Annotated in this window: 21 protein-coding genes; 16 read left to right on the top strand and 5 right to left on the bottom strand. The window is 47.5% G+C overall.

What is annotated here, in order from left to right:
* Positions 1-14 precede the first annotated feature (14 nt).
* From H2R00_RS10765 to H2R00_RS10750, 4 genes are all read left to right on the top strand, one after another.
* A complete protein-coding gene (locus H2R00_RS10765) occupies positions 15-1049 on the top strand; it encodes an alpha-ketoacid dehydrogenase subunit beta (RefSeq protein ID WP_154996861.1) in 1035 nt (344 codons plus the stop codon).
* 22 nt (positions 1050-1071) lie between these two features.
* The gene (locus H2R00_RS10760; protein ID WP_182068975.1) at positions 1072-2199 is read left to right on the top strand and encodes a dihydrolipoamide acetyltransferase family protein; all 1128 of its coding nucleotides are present in this window, start codon (positions 1072-1074) and stop codon (positions 2197-2199) included.
* An 18-nt stretch (positions 2200-2217) separates the two neighbouring features.
* Positions 2218-3594: a dihydrolipoyl dehydrogenase gene (gene lpdA, locus H2R00_RS10755; RefSeq protein ID WP_182068973.1), complete on the top strand. Its 1377-nt coding sequence runs from the start codon at positions 2218-2220 to the stop codon at positions 3592-3594.
* 102 nt (positions 3595-3696) lie between these two features.
* Positions 3697-5532: a sigma-54-dependent Fis family transcriptional regulator gene (locus H2R00_RS10750; protein WP_182068971.1), complete on the top strand. Its 1836-nt coding sequence runs from the start codon at positions 3697-3699 to the stop codon at positions 5530-5532.
* Here H2R00_RS10750 and H2R00_RS10745 read toward each other — a convergent pair.
* A complete protein-coding gene (locus H2R00_RS10745; RefSeq protein ID WP_182068969.1) occupies positions 5529-5858 on the bottom strand; it encodes a YnfA family protein in 330 nt (109 codons plus the stop codon). The two genes, H2R00_RS10750 and H2R00_RS10745, sit on opposite strands and share 4 nt — an antisense overlap.
* 183 nt (positions 5859-6041) lie before the next feature.
* Between H2R00_RS10745 and glvA the strand changes: the two genes are divergently transcribed.
* From glvA to H2R00_RS10730, 3 genes are all read left to right on the top strand, one after another.
* A complete protein-coding gene (glvA, locus tag H2R00_RS10740) occupies positions 6042-7391 on the top strand; it encodes a maltose-6'-phosphate glucosidase (RefSeq protein WP_182068967.1) in 1350 nt (449 codons plus the stop codon).
* 107 nt (positions 7392-7498) lie between these two features.
* Positions 7499-8269, top strand: a complete 771-nt coding sequence (locus H2R00_RS10735; protein ID WP_043925869.1) for a MurR/RpiR family transcriptional regulator — start codon at positions 7499-7501, stop codon at positions 8267-8269.
* A gap of 15 nt (positions 8270-8284) precedes the next feature.
* Positions 8285-9877, top strand: a complete 1593-nt coding sequence (locus H2R00_RS10730) for an alpha-glucoside-specific PTS transporter subunit IIBC (RefSeq protein ID WP_154996874.1) — start codon at positions 8285-8287, stop codon at positions 9875-9877.
* 142 nt (positions 9878-10019) lie between these two features.
* Here H2R00_RS10730 and H2R00_RS10725 read toward each other — a convergent pair whose 3' ends face one another.
* From H2R00_RS10725 to H2R00_RS10715, 3 genes are all read right to left on the bottom strand, one after another.
* Complete coding sequence (locus H2R00_RS10725) at positions 10020-10598, bottom strand: class I SAM-dependent methyltransferase (RefSeq protein WP_154996876.1); 579 nt, start codon at positions 10596-10598, stop codon at positions 10020-10022.
* 106 nt (positions 10599-10704) lie between these two features.
* Positions 10705-11682: a glycosyltransferase family protein gene (locus tag H2R00_RS10720; RefSeq protein ID WP_154996878.1), complete on the bottom strand. Its 978-nt coding sequence runs from the start codon at positions 11680-11682 to the stop codon at positions 10705-10707.
* A 176-nt stretch (positions 11683-11858) separates the two neighbouring features.
* A complete protein-coding gene (locus tag H2R00_RS10715) occupies positions 11859-12197 on the bottom strand; it encodes a winged helix-turn-helix transcriptional regulator (protein WP_154996880.1) in 339 nt (112 codons plus the stop codon).
* 230 nt (positions 12198-12427) lie between these two features.
* Here H2R00_RS10715 and H2R00_RS10710 point away from each other — a divergent pair, with 230 nt between their 5' ends.
* The 4 genes from H2R00_RS10710 (at position 12428) to H2R00_RS10695 (ending at position 16999) form a co-directional block, all read left to right on the top strand.
* On the top strand, positions 12428-12871 hold the full coding sequence (locus H2R00_RS10710) for a DoxX family protein (RefSeq protein ID WP_154996882.1): 444 nt from the start codon (positions 12428-12430) through the stop codon (positions 12869-12871).
* The gene (locus tag H2R00_RS10705; RefSeq protein ID WP_182068965.1) at positions 12843-13703 is read left to right on the top strand and encodes a VOC family protein; all 861 of its coding nucleotides are present in this window, start codon (positions 12843-12845) and stop codon (positions 13701-13703) included. The genes H2R00_RS10710 and H2R00_RS10705 overlap by 29 nt, the downstream gene beginning before the upstream one ends.
* A gap of 160 nt (positions 13704-13863) precedes the next feature.
* The gene (locus H2R00_RS10700) at positions 13864-15462 is read left to right on the top strand and encodes a glycoside hydrolase family 43 protein (RefSeq protein WP_182068963.1); all 1599 of its coding nucleotides are present in this window, start codon (positions 13864-13866) and stop codon (positions 15460-15462) included.
* Positions 15452-16999, top strand: a complete 1548-nt coding sequence (locus H2R00_RS10695) for a glycoside hydrolase family 43 protein (RefSeq protein ID WP_182068961.1) — start codon at positions 15452-15454, stop codon at positions 16997-16999. The genes H2R00_RS10700 and H2R00_RS10695 overlap by 11 nt, the downstream gene beginning before the upstream one ends.
* On the opposite strand, the gene H2R00_RS10690 is transcribed toward H2R00_RS10695, so the two are convergent.
* Positions 16996-17841 carry a helix-turn-helix transcriptional regulator gene (locus H2R00_RS10690; RefSeq protein ID WP_154996890.1) on the bottom strand — a complete coding sequence of 282 codons (846 nt, stop codon included), beginning with the start codon at positions 17839-17841 and terminating at the stop codon, positions 16996-16998. The two genes, H2R00_RS10695 and H2R00_RS10690, sit on opposite strands and share 4 nt — an antisense overlap.
* A gap of 50 nt (positions 17842-17891) precedes the next feature.
* On the opposite strand from H2R00_RS10690, the gene H2R00_RS10685 reads away from it, so the two are divergent.
* From H2R00_RS10685 to mprF, 5 genes are all read left to right on the top strand, one after another.
* Positions 17892-19364, top strand: a complete 1473-nt coding sequence (locus H2R00_RS10685; RefSeq protein WP_182068959.1) for an extracellular solute-binding protein — start codon at positions 17892-17894, stop codon at positions 19362-19364.
* Between the two features lie 129 nt (positions 19365-19493).
* Positions 19494-20087 (top strand): NAD(P)H-dependent oxidoreductase, encoded by a 594-nt coding sequence (locus H2R00_RS10680; RefSeq protein WP_182068957.1) that lies wholly within the window; start codon positions 19494-19496, stop codon positions 20085-20087.
* Complete coding sequence (locus H2R00_RS10675; protein ID WP_154996894.1) at positions 20084-20695, top strand: NUDIX hydrolase; 612 nt, start codon at positions 20084-20086, stop codon at positions 20693-20695. The genes H2R00_RS10680 and H2R00_RS10675 overlap by 4 nt, the downstream gene beginning before the upstream one ends.
* A gap of 14 nt (positions 20696-20709) precedes the next feature.
* Positions 20710-21240 (top strand): YfiT family bacillithiol transferase, encoded by a 531-nt coding sequence (locus tag H2R00_RS10670; RefSeq protein ID WP_154996896.1) that lies wholly within the window; start codon positions 20710-20712, stop codon positions 21238-21240.
* A gap of 181 nt (positions 21241-21421) precedes the next feature.
* Positions 21422-23974 (top strand): bifunctional lysylphosphatidylglycerol flippase/synthetase MprF, encoded by a 2553-nt coding sequence (gene mprF, locus H2R00_RS10665; protein ID WP_182068955.1) that lies wholly within the window; start codon positions 21422-21424, stop codon positions 23972-23974.
* The last annotated feature ends 100 nt before the right edge of the window (positions 23975-24074 follow it).

The following is a 24074-nucleotide window of genomic DNA, read 5'->3' as shown; positions in this document are numbered from 1 at the left end:
AGGGGGAAGGAAACATGACGAGGGAAATCAGCATGTCAGCCGCATTGAATGAAGCGATCAAGCTTGCGATGAGAAAGGACGATCACGTTATTTTGATGGGGGAAGATGTCGCAGGAGGAGCGAATGTCGATCATCTGCAGGATGATGAAGCATGGGGCGGTGTGCTCGGTGTCACGAAAGGGATTGTTCAGGAATTTGGACGGGAGCGCGTCCTTGATACGCCGATCAGTGAAGCGGGGTACATCGGCGCAGCCATGGCAGCGGCTTCAACAGGTTTAAGGCCGATCGCAGAATTGATGTTTAACGATTTTATCGGAACATGTTTGGACCAGGTGCTGAACCAGGGAGCGAAATTCCGCTACATGTTTGGCGGCAAAGCGGAAGTTCCGATTACGATCCGGACGACCCACGGCGCCGGCTTTAGGGCAGCCGCCCAGCATTCGCAAAGCTTGTATGCCCTATTTACAAGCATTCCCGGACTGAAAGTGATCGTGCCGTCGACCCCGTATGATGCGAAAGGATTATTGCTCGCTGCGATTGAGGATCAGGACCCGGTTATCTTTTTTGAAGACAAAACGCTGTACAACATGACAGGCGATGTACCGGAAGAATATTACACGCTTCCGATCGGAAAAGCCGATATCAAGCGGAAAGGCGCTGATGTAACAATTGTTGCAGTCGGCAAACAGGTTCATACGGCGCTTCAAGCGGCGGAACAGCTCTCAACGCGGGGAATCGAAGCCGAAGTCCTTGATCCGAGGAGTCTTTCGCCGCTTGATGAAGAGGCCGTCCTTGCATCTGTAGAAAAAACAAACAGGCTTGTGATCGTCGATGAAGCCAATCCGAGATGCAGCATCGCCGCGGATATCGCATCATTGGCAGCAGATAAAGGATTTGATTCGCTTGACGCACCGGTTAAAAAGGTGACGGCTCCGCATACGCCGGTGCCATTTTCACCGCCTCTTGAAGACTTGTATTTACCGACACCGGAAAAAGTTGTGAACACCGTGCTTGAGATGCTCGGAGAAACCTCAACACATACGCTATAAAGATTGGAAAGGAGAGGAGAACATGGCTGTCGAGGTTGTCATGCCGAAATTGGGGATGTCGATGAAAGAAGGTACGGTTTCCGTCTGGAATAAAAAAGTCGGTGAAGCCGTTGAAAAAGGAGAAAGCATTGCCAGCATCAATTCAGAAAAAATTGAAATGGAAATCGAATCTCCGGCAAACGGAACCGTGTTGGACATCAAAGTGTCCGAAGGAGAGGGAGTGCCGCCGGGGACGGTCATCTGCCAGATCGGGAATGAAAACGAACAAACGCCGGAGAGCCAAACAAAACAGCCGGATCCCCCGAAAGAACGGATTAAAATTTCTCCGGCTGCACGCAAAATCGCACAAAGCGCAAATATAGACATCAAAACGCTGAAAGGCACAGGGCCCGGGGGCAGAATTACGAAAACGGATGTGTTGCAGGCGCTTCCCGACCGGCCGAACAAGCAGGCGGATAAGGCTGAAGATCGTCCGCCGGCAAGCCCGATGAGAAAAACGATTGCCGCAAGAATGACGGAAAGCCTGCAAAACAGCGCCCAGCTGACGATTACGATGAAAGCGGACATCACGAAATTAAAAGTCCTGCAAAAGCAGCTCAATGAAACAGCTCAATCCAGATATGATACGAAGCTGACGATCACTGATTTTGCCGCCAGGGCAGTTGTTTTTTCGCTTTTGGAGCATCCGGCCATGAACAGTGTTTATCAAGACGGAAGGCTTGCGACCTTTGAGTATGTTCATTTAGGAGTGGCCGCTGCTTTGGACGAAGGACTGGCCGTTCCTGTCATCCGCCATGCCGAGCGGCTCCCGCTAATCGAATTGGCCAAGAAAATCAAATGGTACGCCAAAAAAGCGCGGGAAGGCCGGCTTCTACACGATGAAATAGAAGGATCGACATTTACGATTACAAACCTCGGCGCATATGGTGTCGAGCACTTTACCCCGATCTTGAATCCGCCGGAAACCGGGATACTTGGAGTCGGCCAAATGTATTCGGCACCCGTTTATCATGACGGAGAACTGACAAAGGGCGCCATTCTGCCGCTCAGTCTGACTTTTGATCACCGCGCGCTTGATGGTGCGCCTGCTGCAGCATTCCTTTCAGATGTGAAAAACTATTTGGAAGATCCGGCATCAATTCTTTTATAGAGAGAAGGTGGATAGACTGTGACACTTGCAATTATAGGAGGGGGACCGGCGGGTTACGTGGCGGCGATTACAGCCGCCAAGAATAGCAGAGAAGTCATCCTGATTGAAGATGGCCCCCTCGGAGGGACGTGTTTAAATGAAGGATGCATACCGACAAAAGCGCTTCTTGAAAGCGCCGATATGTTCGAGAAAGTAAAGTCCGCCGGTGCATTCGGCATCGGACTGTCAGGTGAAAGCCCGACGGTTCAGTGGCAGGCCGTCCAAAACCGTAAAAGAGAGATCATTCGGCGGCTTGCCGGGGGTATTGAATATTTGATGAATAAAAACAAAATCAAGGTGCTGCAAGGAAAAGCATCGTTCTTGTCCGAACACGACATACTTGTTGAAAAGGACGGAAAACAGGATGTGGTCAATGCCGGGCATGTGATTATAGCGGCAGGGGCGGCACCTGCCGCACTGCCTTTTGCGTCTTTTGACGGGAGCTGGATTATCCACAGCGGAGATGCCATGTCATTGCCGTCCATCCCTGAAACGATTTTTATCATTGGCGGAGGAATCATCGGCTGTGAATTTGCCAGTATATACAGCAGGCTTGGAGCAAACGTAATCATAGCCGAGCAGGCGGAACAGATTTTACCTGAGGAAGATGCGGATATTGCCGCCTTTCTTCGCACAAGTCTCGAAGAGTCCGGCGTCCGTGTTTTCACATCTGTACAAGTGGATCGTCTTGATCCTGCCCGGCAGCGCATCTTTCTGAAAAATGGCGATGACAGCTTTAATATTCAAGCGGACCGATGTCTTGTCGCTGTCGGCCGAAAGCCGAGGACTGCTGATCTGAAGCTTGAGCATATCGGAGTCAAATATGACAGGAAAGGGATTCATGTCAACCAGCATATGCAGACAAACATCCCGCATATTTATGCGTGCGGGGATATCACAGGCGGGGTTCAGCTGGCGCATGCCGCTTTTCACGAAGGAACCGTCGCCGCATCCCATGCTTCAGGCCGAGACATGAAGGTCAACAGTGAAATCATACCGCGCTGCATCTATACTTCGCCTGAGATTGCAAGCGTCGGCTTAAATGAAAAAAAGGCGAGGGAGCGCTACGGGGATGTTCGCATCGGAGAGTTTCCGTTTTCTTCAAACGGAAAAGCACTTATTTTAAATGAGACTGCCGGCAAGGTCAAGATCATCATAGAGCCGGAGTATCAGGAAATTGTCGGGGTTTCGATCGTGGGTCCGGGAGCAACCGAACTGATCGGCCAGGCAGCCGTGATAATGCATGCTGAGCTGACGGCAGACGCAATGGAGCACTTCATCGCGGCCCATCCGACTCTTTCAGAAACGATTCACGAAGCTTTGCTGCAAGCCGCAGGTCAGGCCATTCACTGCTGAATAAGGGAAAACTTCGCACAGCGGAAAAGTGCGGAGTTTTTTTTATCGATATTGAAAGCGCTTTTATAATATAATGAGGAAAAAGCATTAGGAGAGGATGGAATGAATCCGACGCCCTGCTATTTAAATACGTGGAAACGCTTTGTTCAGGAAGGGCTCCTTGACCAGGCCCGCTTGAACAAAAGAGTCATGGAATCATGGTACCGCTGCAAAAGCCGAAATGTAAATCCGTATTTAGATAAAGGACAGTCAATTTTAAAAAAGGATTTATTCAACGCTCAAAAAAAGAAACACTCGTTATTTCTCGATATCGCCCTGCCTTATTTACACAATATCAGCCGTGAATTAAAAGAGTCGGAAATGATGGCGCTCCTGATCGATGCCGACGGGTACGTATTAAGCATGGCCGGATGCCGGAGGACGCTTGAAGAGGCGAAAAAAATCAATTTTGTTGAAGGGGTCCGCTGGACGGAAACAGAAGTCGGCACGAACGCCATCGGAACCGCACTTGAAATCGGCGAAGCTGTCACCATTCACGGGACCGAGCATTTTTCGGTCGCCTCTCACCATTGGAGCTGTTCTGCTGCACCGATTCGCGATGAAGACGGCACCGTTATGGGTTTGATCGATATTTCCTGTCTCACGGATAGAAGGCATCCCTTTATGCTTGGGATGGCTGCTACTGCCGCACACGCCATCGAACGCGAGGTCAGCGTGTACACGAAAAAAAACGAAGCGGAGCTCATCAGCCATTGTCTTGAAAAAATCGATTCGGATCAGTCGTTTATCGTTTGCAATGAAAAAGAAAAAATCGTAGCCGCAAGCAGACCGGTGCGGGAACGTTTTTCCGACTGGAGGAGAATGAATGTCAATGATCTGTATGAGCGGGGGGTTGCCGGGGTGCACAAGCAGACGATTTTCTCCGCCAAAGACGGGAGGCCCCTCGGAAAGTCGATTGCACTCGCTGAAGTGTCCCGCAATAAAACAGCCCCATCGCTCGTATCCCGTTTCATCTATCCGGGAGAAACCGGAACAAGCCGGGCGTTTCAGCAGGCGCTTAACGACATGAGGCTTGCGGCTAAGACGGATGCGAATGTATACATATGGGGGGAAACAGGCTCCGGAAAGGAACTTGCCGCAAGGGCCATTCATCAGGCAAGCGCACGGAGAAACGGCCCTTTTATCGCCGTCAATTGCGGCGCCATTCCTGAAAGCTTGATGGAGAGCGAATTGTTCGGCTATGCCGAAGGCGCATTTACAGGAGCAAAGCGCCGCGGTTCAAAAGGAAAGTTTGAACAGGCTCACCGCGGTACGATTTTTCTCGATGAAATCGGCGAGATCCCTTATCAGATGCAAGTGGCGCTCTTAAGGATCATCGAAGAGCGGAAGGTCACTCCGATCGGCGGAACCCGTGAAGTTCCGCTTGACATCAGAATCATCACAGCAACACACCGTGATCTGAAAGACCTTCTCCAAAAAGGAAAGATACGTGAAGATCTGTATTACCGCCTTCATGTTTACCCCGTAAAAATACCGCCGCTCAGAAAGCGCATAGAGGACATACCTGATTTGTTCCGCCACTATCAACAACAACACGAGTGGAAGGCCGAGTTTCCGCCGGTTTTTTTCAAGCGGCTTCAAGAATATCATTGGCCGGGAAACGTCCGTGAGCTCTTTAATACGTTTGAAAGGCTCAGGGTTTTATTTCCGGACGGCGGGCTGATCGACCCGTCCCAATACAGCGCGGTGCTGGACGGACTCGATTGGAAAAGCGGCGCACCTTCTGAAGAAGACCGTCTCACATTCAGAGAACGTGTTCAAAAACAAACGATGATGGAAGCTTTGCAAAAAACGAATGGAAATGTGTCCGAAGCGGCCAAGCTGGCCGGAATTCCAAGAAGCACATTTTACAAGCGGCTTCGAAAATATAACCTTTAGCCTCTCGGCGCCCAAAGCATAACGCTGACACCCGCTAAGCAGATCACAGCCCCGGCCCAATCATAGAGGTCGGGGGTTTTTTTGTCCACCAGCCAACCCCAAAGCACAGCCAGAACAATAAATACGCCTCCGTACGCGGCATAGACGCGCCCGAACGATGGAAACGCCTGAAAAGCCGGGATTATGCCGTAAATGATTAAAGTCAGCCCTCCGGTTAACCCGTACCACAGCGGTTTGGATTCCCTCAGCCACAGCCATACGAGATAGCCGCCGCCGATTTCAGCCAAGCCCGCCAGTAAAAATAAACCGATTGCGATCAGCATCAACAACACACTCCAATTTAGGTGGATTGCCTTTATTCTACACGACATAAAACGGCCGGGAAAGTTCCCGTTTTTCGGGAAAATAAACAGAACGCGAGTATAGGAACTGTCTCCCCCGAACCTGTTGGAACGGCTCCTTCAGCATGATATAAGTAAATTGTAAACGCTTATAAGGGGGCTTTAAAAATGGATAAAACGTATTCGATTGTCATTGCAGGCGGAGGAAGCACATTTACCCCGGGGATTGTATTGATGCTCTTGGACAATCTGGATGATTTCCCGATCCGTCAGCTGAAATTGTATGACAATGATGGAGAGCGGCAAGACAAGATAGCCGGCGCCTGTGAAGTGTTGGTTAAAGAAAGGGCTCCGCACATTCAATTTTTAGCGACAACCGATCCGGAAGAGGCGTTTTCCGATGTTGATTTTGTCATGGCTCATATCAGAGTCGGCAAATATGCAATGCGTGAGCTCGATGAAAAAATCCCTCTGAAATACGGAGTCGTCGGCCAGGAGACGTGCGGACCCGGAGGAATTGCGTACGGGATGAGGTCGATTGGCGGCGTGCTTGAGCTCATTGATTATATGGAAACTTATTCACCTGATGCGTGGATGCTGAACTATTCAAACCCGGCTGCAATCGTTGCCGAAGCGACGAGAAGGCTGCGGCCGACATCAAAAGTGCTGAACATTTGCGATATGCCGATCGGTATCGAAGACAGGATGGCTCAAATTCTCGGGATGTCTTCGCGGAAAGAGATGGTCGTCCGTTATTACGGTCTTAATCATTTTGGCTGGTGGACGTCAATCTGTGACAAAGACGGCAACGATCTGATGCCGGCGATCAAGGAGCATGTCAGGAAATTCGGCTATATTCCGGAACATGAACATGAAAAGGCTGAGGCCAGCTGGAACGACACGTTCAAAAAAGCGCGGGAAGTATATGAACTCGACCCTGAGACGCTTCCAAATACGTATTTGCAATATTATTTTTATCCCGATGACATGGTGAAAAAATCAAACCCTGAATTTACGCGGGCGAACGAAGTAATGGAAGGGCGCGAGACATTCATTTTCGGCGAGTGTGAAAAAATCGCAAAAGCCCAATCCAGCGCCGGCAGCAAAATCAAAATTGATGACCATGCTTCATATATTGTCGACCTTGCGCGCGCCCTTGCGTTTAATACCGGTGAACGGATGCTTTTAATCGTTGAAAATAACGGAGCGATCCAAAACTTCGATTCATCGGCGATGGTTGAGGTACCTTGCATTGTCGGCAAAAACGGTCCGGAGCCGATCACAATCGGCAAGATACCGCAGTTCCAAAAAGGGCTGATGGAACAGCAGGTGTCTGTTGAAAAGCTTGTCGTTGAAGCTTGGATTGAAAAATCGTATCAAAAACTTTGGCAGGCCCTGATTTTGTCGCGGACCGTGCCGAATGCAAGAACAGCCAAACTGATTCTCGATGATCTGATTGAAGCGAACAAAGCATATTGGCCGGAGCTTTCCGCGGAAAATCTTCAGCCGTCGCTTTAAGGATGACAACGCCTGGGCTCCTGAGCCATACCGGTCAGCCCAGGCATATCTCCCATTTATTCTCGTATTTTATATAATAGAGACAGAGAATAAATGGGGTGAAAATGATGCAGTTGGAAGAATTAATGAACAAGCATTATAAAAAATTGAATGAAAACGATTTTCATGTATTGAAATATATTTTGAACCATCAAGACACTTGCTACAAGCTGGGCATCAACGAATTAGCAAAGAAGTGCAATGTATCCCGCACATCGATTTTAAGACTTTCACAAAAACTGGATTTCAGCGGATACAGCGAGTTCAGGGTGTTTCTGAAATGGGAGGCCGAGAAACGGGAAGAAGAGCGGGAAGATTGCCGTTCCTTTGAAAGCCTCATGAGGGATATGGAAGCGAGCATGAAGTATTTGAAAAATACGGATTTGCGAAAGATGTGTCAGCTCATTGACGAAGCAGACCGCATTTTTGTCTATGGTTCAGGTACGGCTCAGACCACGTGCGCTTATGAGCTGCAGCGAATGTTTGTTTCTCAGCACCGTTATTTGACGGTGATCAAAGATCAAATCGATTTCGACCTTATGTTTCCTGATTTTAGCCCGGCCGATCTGATCATCATCATTTCGCTGTCAGGAGAAACCCCGTCGCTGATTCCGCAGGCACAGTCTCTCTCGGCAAAGGGAATTCCTTTTATCTCTTTAACCAATTTGAAAAATAATCTGCTCGCCCAGCTCACTCCTTACAATCTCTATGCGCCGAGCCAGACGGTGACGGTTTGTCCAAAAACAGAGCTGACTGCTTTTGCGCCCTTTTTTCTCGTTGGGGAAGCGCTGTTTCGCAGTTATGTCGACTATGCTGAAGAAAAGAAAAATCAGGAATAACAGGGGGGATTCACATTGATGCAAAAAGTACAGCGGTTCGGAAGCGCCATGTTTGTGCCGGTTTTGCTATTTGCTTTTGCCGGGATCGTCGTAGGCCTCAGCACATTATTTAAAAATGAGCAGCTGATGGGATCGCTTGCCCGTCAGGACACCTTTTGGTATCAATTCTGGTATATCCTTGAGGAAGGCGGCTGGACCGTCTTCAGGCAAATGCCGCTGCTGTTTGCGGTCGGAATTCCGATCGCACTGGCGAAAAAAGCGCAGGCGCGGGCATGTTTGGAAGCGCTTACTACTTATCTGACCTTCAATTATTTTGTCAGCGCCATTTTGACTGTATGGGGCGATTTTTTCGGTGTTGATATGACTCAGGAAGCCGGAGGAACAAGCGGGCTTGCGGAAATTGCCGGCATCAAAACCCTTGATACGAACATTATCGGGGCGATTCTGATTTCATCGATTGTCGTTTATATCCACAACCGCTACTTTGATAAGAAGCTGCCCGATTTTTTAGGGATTTTTCAAGGCTCTTCATTCGTCGTTATCATTTCATTCGCGATTATGCTTCCGGTAGCACTAGCGACCGCGTGGATTTGGCCGATGGTGCAGGGTGGCATTGCGTCGCTGCAAAGCTTCCTTATCGCCTCAGGAGCCTTCGGCGTATGGGTTTACACATTTTTGGAAAGAATTTTGATCCCTACGGGCCTGCATCACTTCATCTACACGCCATTTGTATTCGGCCCGGCTGTAGTTGAAGGCGGAATTGTCACCTATTGGGCGCAGCATCTCAGCGAGTTCTCAGCAAGCTCTGTGCCGTTGAAAGAACTCTTTCCTCAAGGCGGGTTCGCGCTCCACGGAAACTCTAAAATCTTCGGAATTCTGGGAATCGCGCTCGCGATCTATGTAACAGCCAAAAAAGAGAAGAAGAAAATCGTTGCCGGTCTGCTGATTCCGATCACGCTGACAGCGGTGATTGCGGGGATCACGGAGCCGATTGAATTTACGTTTTTGTTCATTTCGCCGCTGCTGTTTTTCGTGCACAGTCTCTTGGCCGCGACGATGGCGACCTTGATGTATGCTGCAGGGGTGGTCGGAAATATGGGCGGCGGTTTAATCGAGATTTTAACGCTCAACTGGATACCTCTGTTTCATCAGCATGGCAGCACTTATGTTTTTCAAATTTTGATCGGCTTGTCTTTCACCGCCATTTACTTCTTCGTATTCAGGTTCTTGATTTTAAAATTGGATATTGCCACACCGGGGCGTGAAAAAGACCAGCAGCAGGAGACAAAATTTTATTCAAAAAAAGATTACAAGGCGAAAAAAGAATCCGAAAAAGAGGTTTCTGCGTCGCAGGAAATTGCTGAGACCGATCAGGCAGTTCTTTGCATTAAAGCGCTCGGCGGAAAGGAAAACATTGCTGAAGTGACGAATTGTGCGACAAGACTGAGAGTCAGCGTGTATGACGAGTCAAAAGTGGAGCCGGACAGTACATTTAAGTCCTTTGGCGTTCACGGTGTCGTCAGAAACGGAAAAGCCTTGCAAATTATCATCGGTCTCTCGGTTCCGCAAGTCCGTGAAAGGGTTGAGAAACTGCTGAATCAATCATAATTGTGCCGGGGCAAATAGCATCTCCTGAAATGACAAATGCAAGCTGCAGAGACTTGCATGTGCGACTGGGGGATGCTCTTTTGATGCAGAGACAAGCTAACGCTTCACAGGTTATCCGCATTAGCTCGCTACATGCCAATTATTATCTTTTTTTACAGTTCAGCAGGTAAATTTCATTCTTCAGCCGTTCAGATGTTTTAATGACGACTTTTTCACTGTTCTGAAAATCCAATATGCCGTCGTATCTTTCGATGACTTCGTCAATATGTTTGAAGTGGCGGACGTGGGCGCGCGAATCGTAGTTAGGCACAGAAATCACCATATCGCTCCCTTGAGGAAGACTTGATAAAAACGCTTTGTCTTTCTCTATATGCTCTAACACTTCCAGCAAAACAAAAACATGATACTTTTGCAACATCCGGACGATCGCCTCATCATATACATTCCCTTCGATGAAAGTAAACGAGGGATTATACCTTTTGGCTTCTTCAAGCATTCCTTTGGAAAAATCGATGCCTAAATACTTTCTGTATCCTTTGTCAAATAAAAGCTTTGCGAATCTCCCTGTGCCGCAGCCGATATCAACAATCGTTTCATCTTTGGACTCCGGCAATAAACGTGCAGCTTCTTCATACACCTTTCTCCAAGGGCTTTTTTCAAGTGGAATCAGATGTCGGTCAATAAATTGATCATAAAATTCAGCGGGCATTTCCGTTCCCATGTTTTTCACCTCGAAATCTTTTAAATCATCAGTAATAGAAATATATGTCTGGAAAGAAAATGCGTGCGGGAAGAATCCCGCCGGATAAGAAAAATGGATCAATTCATCACCGTTCCTGCTGCTCTAAAAAATCTATTATCGCGTCTACTATTTCTTGTGCACGCGCATGATAGGTATGCTGTGAATGAACGAGACGGTAGCCGTTGTCAGTGATACGCTGCCTTTCTTTTTCGTTTTGAAGATAGTATTTTGCTTTGTCATAAAAGTCTTTAACTTCACAAGCAATGAAATGGGTGCCGTCTTTAAAGCCAAGATCGAAAATATCTTGATTTGGCTCCGCCAGCAACAGCGTTCTGCAGGCAGGGGCCTCAAAAAATTTTAACAGCGGGTAGCGGAGGGCGCTACCGCACGTGAAAAATATCTTTGCCCTATTCAATTCCTGGGCATACTTTTCATTCAAAAAAGCCTGCTTGATTTCTTCTTCGTCAGTTATGACATTGCCGGGATGAGGGTGGTGAACAAACCCTTCTTCATGCTTCATCGTCTGAAGTACAGCCTCCCTAAAAAGGTATTTTCCTTTTGGGGGGTATCTTTTGTTTCCTTCATGTACAAGTCCCATGAGCAAATAGTCTATCGTTTTCTTCAACTTCCAGTCCTTGAATATTTCTGGATCAACTGCCCATGGGACCCATCTGAATTTTTCTTTGTACTGGGGGAATTCATTTAAAAAATGCTCTTTTGTCACTGAAAAAATTAAATCAATTTGGTTTTCTTCGAAATAGCTGCTTCTGATCTGTTTATTAAAATGAGAATCGATTACAAACGCGCCGGTGGGGATGTTTGTATCCTTGAGCCCCCTAATGTTAGGGGACAATGAGAAGCCGTAGGCAATGTCGTAATGGAAAATGAAATCAGGACGAAATTGAATTTTGTCCAATATATCCGGAAGATAGCCGTCTGTATGCCAATACATGACTTCGGCAAACTCCTCCAGAGATTTCATCATTTTATACTTTACTTCATGTTTGGGCATGGTCTTCCAAAACGTTTTAATCAAAACTAATATTTTCAAGCATCTCCGCATTTCTTTCTCCTCTCAGGATATCTTCGTCATCTTTCCCTATTTAATATATGAGGATTAAAAATTGATGTTCAGGCAAGCGTTAAAAAGGCGGGGAATGGGGATTCAGCTGAAAAATATGCGGAATAAAATGAAAGCGGCAAAACAAAAAGGCGATGCACCCGAGATGCACGCCTTTTCTAATGATTTTCCCGTTCATGGGCATTGTCCAGATCGATCCATTCCTGCGACCATTTTTCCATTCCTTTAAGGACCGGTTCAAGCGCCTGTCCTTTTTCAGTCAGGGAGTATTCGATCCGCACCGGTGTTTCTGGATACACGTGCCGGTGGATGATGCCCTCGTGTTCGAGTTCTTTTAATCTTTCGGATAACAGCCTTCCGCTGATGGGAAGGGAAGATTCTATATGGCAAAACCGCTGCGGGCCGTTAAGAAGCTGGTGAATGATGAATCCGTTCCAGCGCTGACTTATCATTTTCATTCCTTTTTCAAATTTCGGACATAAAGATGATAGGCTCATATTCCTCACCTCTCTAGGTCTATTATAACGGTATATCAATGAATGAGCAAAGCTCATAAAATGTCTTGACGTAAGTTTGTTATTTATATATACTAACTTACACAAAGTAAGTAACGAACGAAAAAAGGAGGAAAATGCTGGATTCTCATACGGATGATATGTTGATAGATGGATAAAGTTGGCGTTCGTCATTGGTCTTTAAAATAAAAATTGAAAAAGAGGAGAAAATAATGAACAACAAATACGAATTAGGTGCATTTATTTTACGTTTGGTTACAGGTCTTACATTTTTGCTTCACGGGCTTTCAAAATTTCAAGGCGGGATTGAAAATACTGTAGGATTTTTCAGCAGTGTCGGAATTCCGGGCTTTCTCGCCTATATCGTAGCGATTATCGAATTGGCCGGAGGGGCTTTAATGATTCTCGGGCTCGGTACACGTGTGATTGGCCTTTTATTTGCGATTGTCATGCTGGGAGCCATTTTCACTGTTAAGCTATCCGCTGGTTTCATGGGAACGGATGGAGGCGCAGGCTATGAATTAGATGTAACGCTTCTTGCAATGTCTGTATACCTGGGCTTGAGCGGAAGCCGCATGCTGTCCCTTGGGGAAATCATCCTGAAATCAAGGAAAGAAGGAAAAACAGATGTCACAGCAAATCCACCCGGGCACTAAGCTCGGCTATGTCAAGCTGAAGGTGAGCCGTCTTGAAAGATCGGTTTCTTTTTATAGGGATGTGATCGGTTTTCAAGTATTAAAACGGGACGGCAAAACGGCGGAGTTCACAGTTGACGGGAAAAATCCGCTTTTGATCATTGAGGAGATTCCAAATGCTGTTGTGCTCCCTGAAAGATCGGCAGCAGGCCTTTATCATTTTGCTATTTTGCTTCCAAACCGAAAGCAGCTCGGCATGGCTGTGAAGCATTTGATCCGCGCCGGTATCGAACTCGGCCAGGGAGATCACCTTGTCAGCGAGGCGCTTTACTTGTCAGATCCTGATCAAAACGGAATCGAAATCTACCGGGACCGTCCGCGCGAGGGATGGAAGCGTGATGACCTGGGGAACTACGTGATGGGCACCGAACCGGTTGATGTCCAAGGTCTTCTTGAAGAAGCCGATGGTCACGAATGGCAAGGTCTTCCCCCTGAAACAAAAATCGGACATGTCCATTTTCACGTCAGAGATTTGAAGCAGGCGAAAGAATTTTACCACTCTGTACTGGGATTTGATATCACGGGAGATTATCAACACATGTCAGCGCTTTTCGTCTCTGCCGGAGGCTACCATCATCATATCGGATTAAACATCTGGGCCGGACAACATGCGCCTTTTGCTCCACTTGATGCGGCAGGCATGGCGTATTACACGGTTCTTCTCCCGAGTCAAACGGAACTTGACCGCATCGTACAAAAACTGAAAAGCTCAGGTTATGCCGTTGACCATCAAGAAAACGCTTGGTTTGTTCAAGACCCGGCTTCAGGCATTGATATCAGATTGACCGTTTGAAAAGGTGAAACTTTAGTTTCGCCTTTTTTTTATGCCATTCAATCAAAGGACAACAAAAGCAAAGAATGAGAAAAAACAGACATCAATAACAAAGATTCAGGGGCAGCAGCTATGCTAACATGAATTTGAAAATCTGGAAATGAAACAGGGGTGAGAATTGATGGCAAAAAGCCTGACTGGTAAGGCGAAACATCCGCCTGTCTGGAATCCGAACATTGACCGCGGGCGGTTTTGCAATCCCGTTCTGTTCATGGACTACTCAGATCCGGATGTCGTTCGGAAAGGCAGCGACTTTTTTATGGCGGCCTCAAGTTTTTCCTGTTTTCCCGGAATTCCCATTTTGCACTCGACAGATTTGGTGAATTGGTCTTTGATCAGCCATGTGTTTGACGAGCTCCCCTTCGGCGAATACGAGGCCCCTGCTCACGGAAAAGGAGCATGGGCGCCGAGCATTCGGTACCATAACGGGGAATTCTGGGTGTATTTCGCAACGCCTGATGAAGGAATCTTCATGAGCAAAACATCAGATCCGTTTAAAGGATGGGAGCCTCTCATACACGTCAAAAAGACGAAGGGCTGGATTGATCCTTGTCCATTTTGGGATGACGACGGAAATGCCTATTTGATTCATGCCTACGCAAACAGCAGAATCGGAATCAAGAGCAAGCTGAATCTTTGCCGGATGAAAAAAGACGGAACGGCTTTGGAAGACGATGGAGAGATCGTCTTTGACGGCACGATGAATCACCCTACGATTGAAGGGCCGAAACTGTATAAAAAAGACGGCTATTATTATATCTTTGCCCCGGCCGGAGGGGTGAAGACAGGCTGGCAGACGGTTTTGCGGAGCAAGCAGATTTACGGTCCCTATGAAGACAAGGTTGTCCTCCACCAAGGAAATACGGTCATTAACGGTCCGCACCAGGGAGGCTGGGTTGAACTAGATTCCGAAGAATCATGGTTTATCCACTTTCAAGATTGCGGAGCATTCGGCAGAGTTGTGCACCTTCAACCTGTCCGCTGGATCGACGGCTGGCCGCTGATGGGAGAAGACATAAACGGCGACGGAATCGGTGAACCGGTTTTGCAATGGGAAAAGCCGAAGACGAACGCCAAAGAAAGAAAACAGCCCTTTGACCATGCCAATGATGATTTTTCTTCAGATCGCCTTGCGCTTCATTGGCAATGGGAAGCGAATCCGAAGCAAGAATGGTACTCTCTCAGCGCCAGTCCCGGCAGGCTTCGCTTGTACAGCCGCGGCATCCTGCATCCGTTCAAACTGAGCCGCCTGCCAAACCTTCTGATGCAGAAATTTTCGGGGCCAGGCTTTACAGCAACGGTCAAATTGTCGCTAAACGCCTTATCGGACACTATGCTGGCCGGCTTGACTGTTATGGGAAGGGAATATTCCTATCTCGGCTTTTCGAAATTGGAAAACGGTTATCGGCTTTCTGTATACAAAGGCCGTATGGAAGGTGAACAGGAAGATGTCAAAACAGAAGAGCGCGGCGTACATGCGGAAACGGTCTATTTGCGCGTGACTGTTGATGAACAGGCGGTCTGCCGTTTCAGCTACAGCATGGATCAGCGTCATTTCACACAAATTGGTGATTCGTTTCAGGCTGTTTCCGGGCTGTGGACAGGTGCCAAAGCGGGTGTATATTGCACCGATACCGGGGGAGCAGACGGACAGGACGGCTGGTGCGATATCGATTGGTTCAGTGTCGAACCGGCAGGGGGGGAATGCCATGAACAGTGAACACACATATACGAACCCGGTGTTGACCGGTTTTCATCCAGATCCTTCAATCATCAGAGTCGGGGAAGATTATTACATGGTGAACTCAACGTTTCAGTATTTCCCGGCAATCGTTATTTCCCACTCTAAAGATTTAGTCCATTGGAGGATCATCGGCCACGGAATCACGGAAAATGACGGATTGGACCTGTCTGATATCAACGATTCGCACGGCATTTGGGCGCCAGATATCTCGTATCATGACGGAACCTTCTACATTTTCGCGACACACAGGCTGAACGGACCAACCGTCATCAACGGCCGAAAGCTGATCCGCAGGCAGATCATGATCAAGTCGAGCCGCCCTGAAGGGCCTTATTCAAAGCCTGTTTTCATTGATGAAGGCAGCGGCATCGATCCTTCTCACTTCGTTGACGGCGACGGGAAGCACTATATGCTGCTTAGTCCTGCCTGCACGCTCTTTCCTTTAAATGACGAATGCACAGAAGTCTCCGGCGAGCCGGTTCAGATTTGGGAAGGGACCGGCAGAAGAGCGCCAGAAGGGCCGCATTTGCTGAAAAAAGACGGTTATTATTACGCGATATTGGCAGAAGGGGGCACCGGATATTCCCACTCGATCACGACAGCACGCTCAACGCATTTGTACGGTCCTTATGAGCCCTGTCCATATAATCCGATTTTAACGCAGACAGACCCGGATGCTCCGATTCAAAGAGCAGGGCACGGCAAGCTCGTTGAAACCCAGAATGGAGAATGGTGGGCGGTGTATCTATGCGGACGGCCCAATGAGGGAAACTATACAACGGTTGGCAGGGAGACCGCTTTGGATCCCGTCGAATGGAAGGATGACGGCTGGTTTGTCATCAACAGTTTGAACGGCCCGAGCCTGGTTCAGCGCGCTCCAAACCTTCTTCCGGTCAAATGGGAGGAAAAGAACTTCGACGATTTTGACGATGATACGCTCGGTCTTGACTGGCAGTTTGTCAGAAATCCCGACCATTCCGGCTGGTCTTTGATCGAAAGACCGGGATATCTCAGGCTGTGGACAGGTGATTGGGATTTACACGACATCCGTGCAAAAAATACGATCGTCAGAAGGGAAAAGCACCACCAATACAGCGCCGGCGTGAAACTCGACTTTTCACCTTCGGCGTCCGGAGAGCAAGCGGGGATCGTCTGTTACTATAGCACGAATAATTATTTGAAATGCTGCCTGACCTATGAAGAAGGATTAAAGATCAAGGTCGAGGAAAATCGCTCCGGCTTCCAAAAAACGCTGGGGGAAAAACATGCCGAGGCCGGCCCGCTGTTATTAAAAGCTGTCATCAATAAGCAAAAGAGGGATTTCTACTACAGTTATGAAGGGAAGCATTGGCATCACGCAGGCGGTACCGATGACGCCCGTTTCTTAAGCGATGAGGGGTCGCGTGATGCAAAGGGACATACGGGAACGATGGTCGGGGTATTCGCCAATAACGGCGGAAGCGGCAGAAAGGCCGCCGCTGATTTTGACTGGTTCCGTTATACGGCATATTAAATGTCTCTGCTTTTTTTCCTGTATTGAAGCGGCGGGATGCCGACGATTTCTTTAAACACTTTATTAAAATGGCTGATATGTTTAAAACCGGTATCTGCGGCGATGTCCAATATTTTCTCGTCTGTATCACGAAGCCGTTTTTTCGCTTCGCGGATTCTGATGTGCCGGATATACTCCTGAAGATGAAAGCCGGTCACTTTTTTAAACACTCTGCTTAAATAGGATGGGCTGATATAAAATTGTCCGGCCAGCCCGTTTAACGTCATCGTTTCTTGAAAGCTGCCATTGATATATGCGGCGATTTCCGAGATTTTTTCATCCATTGGGTGAAGCGGTCGTGTTTGATTGCGTCCGCCGCCCGCAAGGCTCCGGTAAATGGAAAAAAGCAGCTGAAACAGCAGCGCCCTGACGACATCTTCATGTCCTTCTTTTTTCAGCTTGCACTCCTTCTTCATCTCCATCAGCAGATGTTCGACTGCCGCCTGTTCGCGGAGGGAAAATGCGATGAAATTTTGGTTTTCCGGAAACGGAAGCAGCCGATAATGGCTGCACTCAAGCAAAGGTTCAATGAACTCGTGGGAGAAATTAATCAGGATGCGTTCAAACTCTTGAACTTCCGTGCTTGACGTTCGGTGGAGGTCATGGGGGTTGATGATGATCATCGAGCCTTTTTCCGCGGTATAGACGCTTTGGTTAATAAAATACGTGCGTTCTCCGCTGAGCAGATAATACAGTTCATAGCCTTCATGAACATGCGGCGCGTTCATCTCGGTAAATCCTTTTCTCTGCATATATTGAATCGAAAAAGAATGCTCGGCTATGAAATATTTAGGATGGAGCATGTCGGGCATTCCTCCTTGAAAGCGTTTTCTTATCAAGCGGGAGGGATCATATGAAAAAGTTATGTTGCCTGATCTTGATTTTGGTTTTTTCAGCGGGCTGTACTCAGCAAAAGGCGTCAACAGAAGAGGACGGGGCGCTTGAAATCGATTGGCTCGTACCGCTCCATACGCCGCAGCCTCCGAAGGAGAAGGCGCTCGATATCATTGAAGATAAAACGAATACAAAGCTGAAGCTCATCTGGGTTCCGGATTCAACAAAAGAAGAGCGAATCAATACAACGCTTGCAAGCGGAAGCATGCCTAAAGTGATGACATTGCCTGATCTTGAAGATTCAGCGGTTGTCAGCGCGCTGCGGTCGGGAATGTTCTGGGAAATCGGTCCGTATTTAAAAGACTATCCGAATTTAAAAAAACTTGATAAAACCATTTTAAAAAATATCTCGGTTGATGGCAAAGTTTACGGGATTTATAGAGAAAGGCCGATGGCCAGGCAGGGAGTCGTGATTCGGAAAGACTGGCTCGACAATCTCGGATTGGAAATGCCGGAAACCGTTGATGACCTTTACAAAATAGCAAAAGCATTCACAGAACAGGACCCCGATCAAAACGGAAAAGACGACACGATCGGTCTTGCCGACCGCAATGATCTCACCTTCGGAGCGTTTAAAACCCTGGCTTCGTACTTTGGCGCACCGAATGAATGGGGAACGGATGAAGACGGAAATCTGTTCCCTTATTTTAAACATGAGGCCTATAAAGACACAATGGCATATATGAAAAAGCTTTATGAAGAAGGCCTGATGAACCGCGACTTTGCGGTGACAAGCAAAACGCAGCAGCAGGATTTAGTGATTCAGGGAAAAGCGGGAATCTATATCGGCGCGCTGAGCGATGCCATGAACTTGCGTGATCAGGGACTCGCTTTGAACCCAGGCTTTCAGCTTGATATCGCAAACCGGATCAAGGGCCCCGACGGCAAGGAGCGAACATGGGCGCTCGGCGGGCATGGCGGGATGTTCGCCATTTCGAAATCAAGCGTCAAGACTGAAGAAGAGGTCAAAAAAATCCTCGCGTTTTTTGACAGAATCGCAGAAGAAGACCTCAACAATTTAATGTTGTATGGAATAGAAGGCGTACACTATGAAAAGAAAGGCGAAAGCGGCTATTTTCGAAAACAGGAAAACTACCATCTGTGGGAAGCGGAAATTCAGCCGTTAAACCAGCTGATCGGTATCAATAAACAAGCTTTAAAAAGCGCTGAAGATCCGCTCCGCGCCAAAAATGAAAAGCTTGAGGAGGACAACCGGGCAATCGCAGTCCAGAATCCGGCCGAACCGCTGTATTCTGCCGCACAGATGGACAGGGGAACAGAATTGAAGAAAATCATGGATGATGCCACATTCAAATTTATTCTCGGGGAAATCAATGAAACAAGCTTTGATCAAGCAGTCGTGAAATGGGAGAAGCATGGCGGCGGAACGATCATGAAAGAACTGAATGAAGATCTGAAAAAGGCAAACTAAACAGAAAACCCTTTCCGGCTTTTCAAAAGGAAAGGGTTTTTCATATCATGTTCGATCCAAGTTCATTTTCTTTAAATTCTGCAAAATAAACAATATAATTCCATCAAAGGACGAAAAGGAGGAAGCGATATGCAGACTGCCGTTATATATGCACACCCAAATCCAAACAGTTTCAACGGAGCCATTTTAAATCAAGTCATAAAGGCGCTTGAGGACGGTAAGCATTCTTATGATGTCATTGATTTGTACAAAGACCGGTTTGATCCCGTTCTTTTATTTGATGAAAAGAAAAGGCGTTCTGATATGAAGCACGACCCGGAAACCGCCGAATACCGAAGAATTGTCAAAAACGCCGACCATCTGATTTTCATTTATCCGCTTTGGTGGGGCGGAATGCCGGCGATCATGAAAGGATTTATTGACCGCGTTTTTGCCGCCGGAGAAGCCTATACATATCAAGGAAAGCTGCCAAAAGGCCTGCTGAAGGCGCGAACAGCATCGGTTTACTATACGGCTGATGCTCCGTCATGGTATTTGCGGTTTTGGCGGCGGGATGCCGACTGGGTCACGGTTAAAGATGTGATGTTGAAGTTTTGCGGCGTACGGCGGGTAAGGCGACTGCTGTTTGCCGGCGTGAAAGACAGCTCTGAAGAAAAACGCACGCAATGGCTTGACCGTGTCTACCGGTCTATAGCTCCTGCAGATCGGGGGATCAGCGAATGACAAAGGATGTGAAATGGCTGGATTGGGCAAAGGAAATTCAAGCCATCGCCCAGGCGGGGCTTGCCTATACAAAAGATGACTTTGATCGTGAACGTTTTGAGCGGCTTCGCGAGCTGAGCTGCGAAATCATTGCCGATTATGCGGAAACCGATTTCTCAAAAGTGAAAGAGCTTTTTGCCGGAGAATCCGGCTATCAAACGCCTAAAGTCGATGTGAGAGCCGTGATTTTTAAAGATCATAAGCTCCTCCTTGTCCAGGAAAAAGCTGACGGTAAATGGGCGCTGCCAGGCGGATGGGCAGACATCGGCTTTACACCGAAAGAAATCGCGGTTAAAGAAACGCTTGAAGAGACAGGTTTGAAGGTTAAGGCGCAAAAACTTTTGGCGGTCATGGATAAAAAGCGCCACAACCATCCTCCTTCCGCCTTCCACATCTATAAACTGTTTATTGCCTGTCAAATTGTCGGAGGCAAGGCGGAAGCGGGGACAGAAACGCAAAACCTTGGTTTTTTCTCATTGGAGAATCTGCCTGAATTATCGGAAGCAAGGAATACCTATGAACAGATCGAATACCTTTTTGGAAAGCATGATGAAGTGTATTGCGACTAGGGGAGGAACAGACAATGGATCAGTTGAAATATCCGATCGGTACCTTTTCCAAACCGCTTGAAGCGGACGAAAGTGAACAGGAAAAATGGATCGGGGACCTGAAGCAAGCGCCGCATCTCCTGAGAAGCGCGGTGGCGGGACTAAATGAAGAACAGCTTGATACAGCGTACCGGACCGGAGGCTGGACTGTCCGGCAAGTCGTTCACCATCTCGCCGACAGCCATATGAACGGCTATATTCGAAGCAAGTTGGCGCTGACAGAGGAGGCGCCTTTGATTCGCACGTTTGACGAACAGAATTGGGCCGGACTTGCCGATGCCAGAACGCTCGATCCGGATTTGTCGCTGGCGCTTTTGAACACGCTGCATCTGCGCTGGGCCGCTCTTTTTGAATCTTTGACAGAAACGGATTTTGAAAAAGCGTACGTTTATCCTGACACAGGAGAGGAAATGAAGCTGTATCAAGCGCTCGCTCTCTATGTGTGGCACTCACACCACCATATTGCCCATATTACTGCACTTCGAAAAAGAATGGGTTGGAACTGAAAAAAACGCGCCTCGGCGCGTTTTTTGTTTACCGTTTGTTTTCAGAGGGGATTGTTAACACTAACATAACAGCGGAATCGTTGGTTTTTGCTTTTTCTAGCCGGTAAATTAAGGTAAGATATATAAGTTATCACCCAAAACGTGATGGATGTATCCTGTGATTAGAGAGAAGTGGTTTTTCATGAAAAAAAATGCGCTGGGGATTTTAAGGATCGTGTTTCCGGCGGCTGTTCTTTTGTTCGTCTTTTTTCAAGCGAAAAAAGAACTGGCCGGGCTGTCTTTTAAAGAAACATTTTTGATTATCGATCAAATTAATCGGGTTGACTTGTTTATCCTAGTTTTTCTCGGACTTGCCGCCATTTTGGCGATGACATTATACGATTTTGTTCTGGTCCGCTCCCTCGGAATGAAGGTTTCGAAATGGAAAACGATCAAGGTGTCATGGATCGCCAACTCACTTAACAATGTTCTCGGGTTCGGTGGATTGTCAGGTGCAGGATTGAGAACGATCCTTTACAAAGAGCATGTTGATGATGTGAAGAAGCTGATCAGGGGGATCGCTTGGCTTGCGTCTTCGATTCTTCTCGGGCTGTCTGTCCTCAGCCTTCTCGTCCTTGCCGGGTTTCTGCCTGCCGGGGATCTGTTTACAGAAAAAACGTGGGTGCTGCTGGCTGTTATCGGTACGGCAATGATCGCTCCAGGTGCGGCCGTCATTTTAATGATCAAAAAGAAGAGAAGCGCAGGAGCCGAAAACGGCATGCGGCTTTCGGTCTTCTTTTCTTATTTGGGGGCATCGGTGATCGAGTGGTTTGCCGCTGCAGCGGTTATGTATTATTCCCTTGTGACGATGGGCGTTGAATTGGACACAAAAACCGTCATCGGCGTTTTTACGATTGCATCTGTAGCCGGAATGATCAGTCTCGTTCCAGGCGGATTCGGTTCGTTCGACCTGCTTTTTTTGGTCGGGATGAGCCAGCTAGGTGTTGATCAGGAAATCACTCTGACGGCGGTTGTGCTCTACCGGATCGCCTATTCGTTTATCCCTTTTGTGTTCGGTCTTATTTTTGCAGCAGCCGATTTGACTGGGAATACGATGAAGAAGCTCGAAGAAAAGCCGATTATTGCCCCGGCAATAGAAACGACCAATATTCTGTTGATTTTACATAGAGCGCTGCTATTCAGACTGTTGAACGGCTCGCTTTCAGTCATCGCATTTTGCAGCGGAGCGATTGTGATCGCATCTGTGGCACTGCCGATTGACAGGATTACATTGATACCGAATATTCCGAAGTACATGCTCGTGTTTTTTAACGGCGTGTCCCTCAGTTTCGGCTTGATTTTGCTGATCCTGCCGCTGGAGCTTTATCGGAGGACAAAGAGATCTTATTATATGACGCTGACCGCTTTAGCGTTTGCCTTTCTGTTCACGCTTTTTAAAGGCTTTAATATTAGCGCGGTTTTCATGATTCCTGTGGTGTTTGCCCTGTTTGTCTTGCTGAGGGGGCAGTTTACAAGAGAGCGGGCTGTCTACACATTCGGGCAAATCGCATGGGGAACTTTTATCTTTCTCTTTACTTTGTTGAATTACAATATTATCGCTTCAAACATTTGGGAGGCGCTCGGCCATATTCTCGTAAAAGATTATTTCATTCACAGTGAACGCCATGTCGACTTCGCGACGTTTTTTGCGTTATTTTTCGTTCCGCTGTATTTCGCTGTTTTCATCTGGGCGTTTAACAGGAAAACGAAAGAGATCGGTGAAGAGCCTGATCCGGAGAAACTGGAGGTATTCCTAGAAGAAAAAGGCGGCAACGCTTTGAGCCATTTAGGCTTTTTGGGGGACAAGCGGTTTTTTTATTCAAGCGACGGGAATGCGCTGATTCAATTCGCCAAAGTCGGCCAGCGCCTCGTTGTGCTCGGCGACCCGTCCGGCCGGGAAGACTCGTTTCCACTCGTGATCAAAGAATTCCTCCATGCGGCTGACCAAAAAGGGTATCTTGTCATTTTCTATCAGATCGAACGAGAAGACATGGCGCTCTATCATGATTTCGGATACCGCTTTTTCAAGCTTGGAGAAGAGGCGATTGTCGACCTTGACACCTTTACAATCAGCGGAAAAAAGCGGGCCGGATTAAGGGCGATTTACAACCGTTTTGAACGGGAAGGGTATACATTCCATGTCGAACAGCCGCCGTTTTCGAGAGAATTCCTCAATGAGTTGAGGCAGGTATCTGATGAATGGCTTGGCCGCAAAAAAGAAAAAGGCTTTTCGCTCGGGTTTTTTCAAGAAGATTATTTGCAAAAAGCGCCGATTGCCGTTTTAAAAAGCCAAGAAGGCGAGATTGTCGCGTTTATGAATATCATGCCGATGTACCGCGAAGGGGAAATATCCATCGATCTGATGCGCTATTCGAAGAAAGCGCCAAAAGGAATCATGGATGCACTGTTCATCTATTTATTTCAATGGGGAAAAGAACAGGGCTACACGGCCTTCAATATGGGAATGGCCCCTTTATCGAATGTAGGGACATCGTTTCAGTCGTTCTGGACGGAGCGATTAGCCGCCGTGATTTTCAACAATGTCAGCTACATGTACAGTTTCAGCGGACTGCGGTCTTTTAAAGAAAAATATAAACCGGTTTGGCGGGGAAAATATTTAGCCTATCGGAAAAACCGATCTCTCCCGGTAACGATGATCCTTGTGACAAGGCTGATCGGAAGGAGAACAAAGTGAGACCGTTTTTTAAAACGGTCTTTTTTAGATTGCCATTGTAAGAAGCACTGAAAGGCGGTATACTGCAAATGATTGGAAGGGAAGGACCGAATCGACAAAT

This window comes from Bacillus haynesii (assembly GCF_014042035.1).
Taxonomy (GTDB): domain Bacteria; phylum Bacillota; class Bacilli; order Bacillales; family Bacillaceae; genus Bacillus; species Bacillus haynesii.
Note: the sequence above shows the minus strand (reverse complement) of the source record. Positions and strands in the feature narration are given on the sequence as shown.

What these genes read in the sequence shown, in the direction of transcription:
- H2R00_RS10765 (WP_154996861.1), top strand. Translation starts at nt 15, where the DNA reads ATGACGAGGGAAATCAGCATGTCAGCCGCATTGAATGAAGCGATCAAG.
- H2R00_RS10760 (WP_182068975.1), top strand. Translation starts at nt 1,072, where the DNA reads ATGGCTGTCGAGGTTGTCATGCCGAAATTGGGGATGTCGATGAAAGAA.
- H2R00_RS10750 (WP_182068971.1), top strand. Translation starts at nt 3,697, where the DNA reads ATGAATCCGACGCCCTGCTATTTAAATACGTGGAAACGCTTTGTTCAG.
- glvA (WP_182068967.1), top strand. Translation starts at nt 6,042, where the DNA reads ATGGATAAAACGTATTCGATTGTCATTGCAGGCGGAGGAAGCACATTT.
- H2R00_RS10735 (WP_043925869.1), top strand. Translation starts at nt 7,499, where the DNA reads ATGCAGTTGGAAGAATTAATGAACAAGCATTATAAAAAATTGAATGAA.
- H2R00_RS10725 (WP_154996876.1), bottom strand. Translation starts at nt 10,598, where the DNA reads ATGGGAACGGAAATGCCCGCTGAATTTTATGATCAATTTATTGACCGA.
- H2R00_RS10720 (WP_154996878.1), bottom strand. Translation starts at nt 11,682, where the DNA reads ATGCGGAGATGCTTGAAAATATTAGTTTTGATTAAAACGTTTTGGAAG.
- H2R00_RS10715 (WP_154996880.1), bottom strand. Translation starts at nt 12,197, where the DNA reads ATGAGCCTATCATCTTTATGTCCGAAATTTGAAAAAGGAATGAAAATG.
- H2R00_RS10710 (WP_154996882.1), top strand. Translation starts at nt 12,428, where the DNA reads ATGAACAACAAATACGAATTAGGTGCATTTATTTTACGTTTGGTTACA.
- H2R00_RS10705 (WP_182068965.1), top strand. Translation starts at nt 12,843, where the DNA reads ATGTCACAGCAAATCCACCCGGGCACTAAGCTCGGCTATGTCAAGCTG.
- H2R00_RS10700 (WP_182068963.1), top strand. Translation starts at nt 13,864, where the DNA reads ATGGCAAAAAGCCTGACTGGTAAGGCGAAACATCCGCCTGTCTGGAAT.
- H2R00_RS10695 (WP_182068961.1), top strand. Translation starts at nt 15,452, where the DNA reads ATGAACAGTGAACACACATATACGAACCCGGTGTTGACCGGTTTTCAT.
- H2R00_RS10690 (WP_154996890.1), bottom strand. Translation starts at nt 17,841, where the DNA reads ATGCTCCATCCTAAATATTTCATAGCCGAGCATTCTTTTTCGATTCAA.
- H2R00_RS10685 (WP_182068959.1), top strand. Translation starts at nt 17,892, where the DNA reads ATGAAAAAGTTATGTTGCCTGATCTTGATTTTGGTTTTTTCAGCGGGC.
- H2R00_RS10680 (WP_182068957.1), top strand. Translation starts at nt 19,494, where the DNA reads ATGCAGACTGCCGTTATATATGCACACCCAAATCCAAACAGTTTCAAC.
- H2R00_RS10675 (WP_154996894.1), top strand. Translation starts at nt 20,084, where the DNA reads ATGACAAAGGATGTGAAATGGCTGGATTGGGCAAAGGAAATTCAAGCC.
- H2R00_RS10670 (WP_154996896.1), top strand. Translation starts at nt 20,710, where the DNA reads ATGGATCAGTTGAAATATCCGATCGGTACCTTTTCCAAACCGCTTGAA.
- mprF (WP_182068955.1), top strand. Translation starts at nt 21,422, where the DNA reads ATGAAAAAAAATGCGCTGGGGATTTTAAGGATCGTGTTTCCGGCGGCT.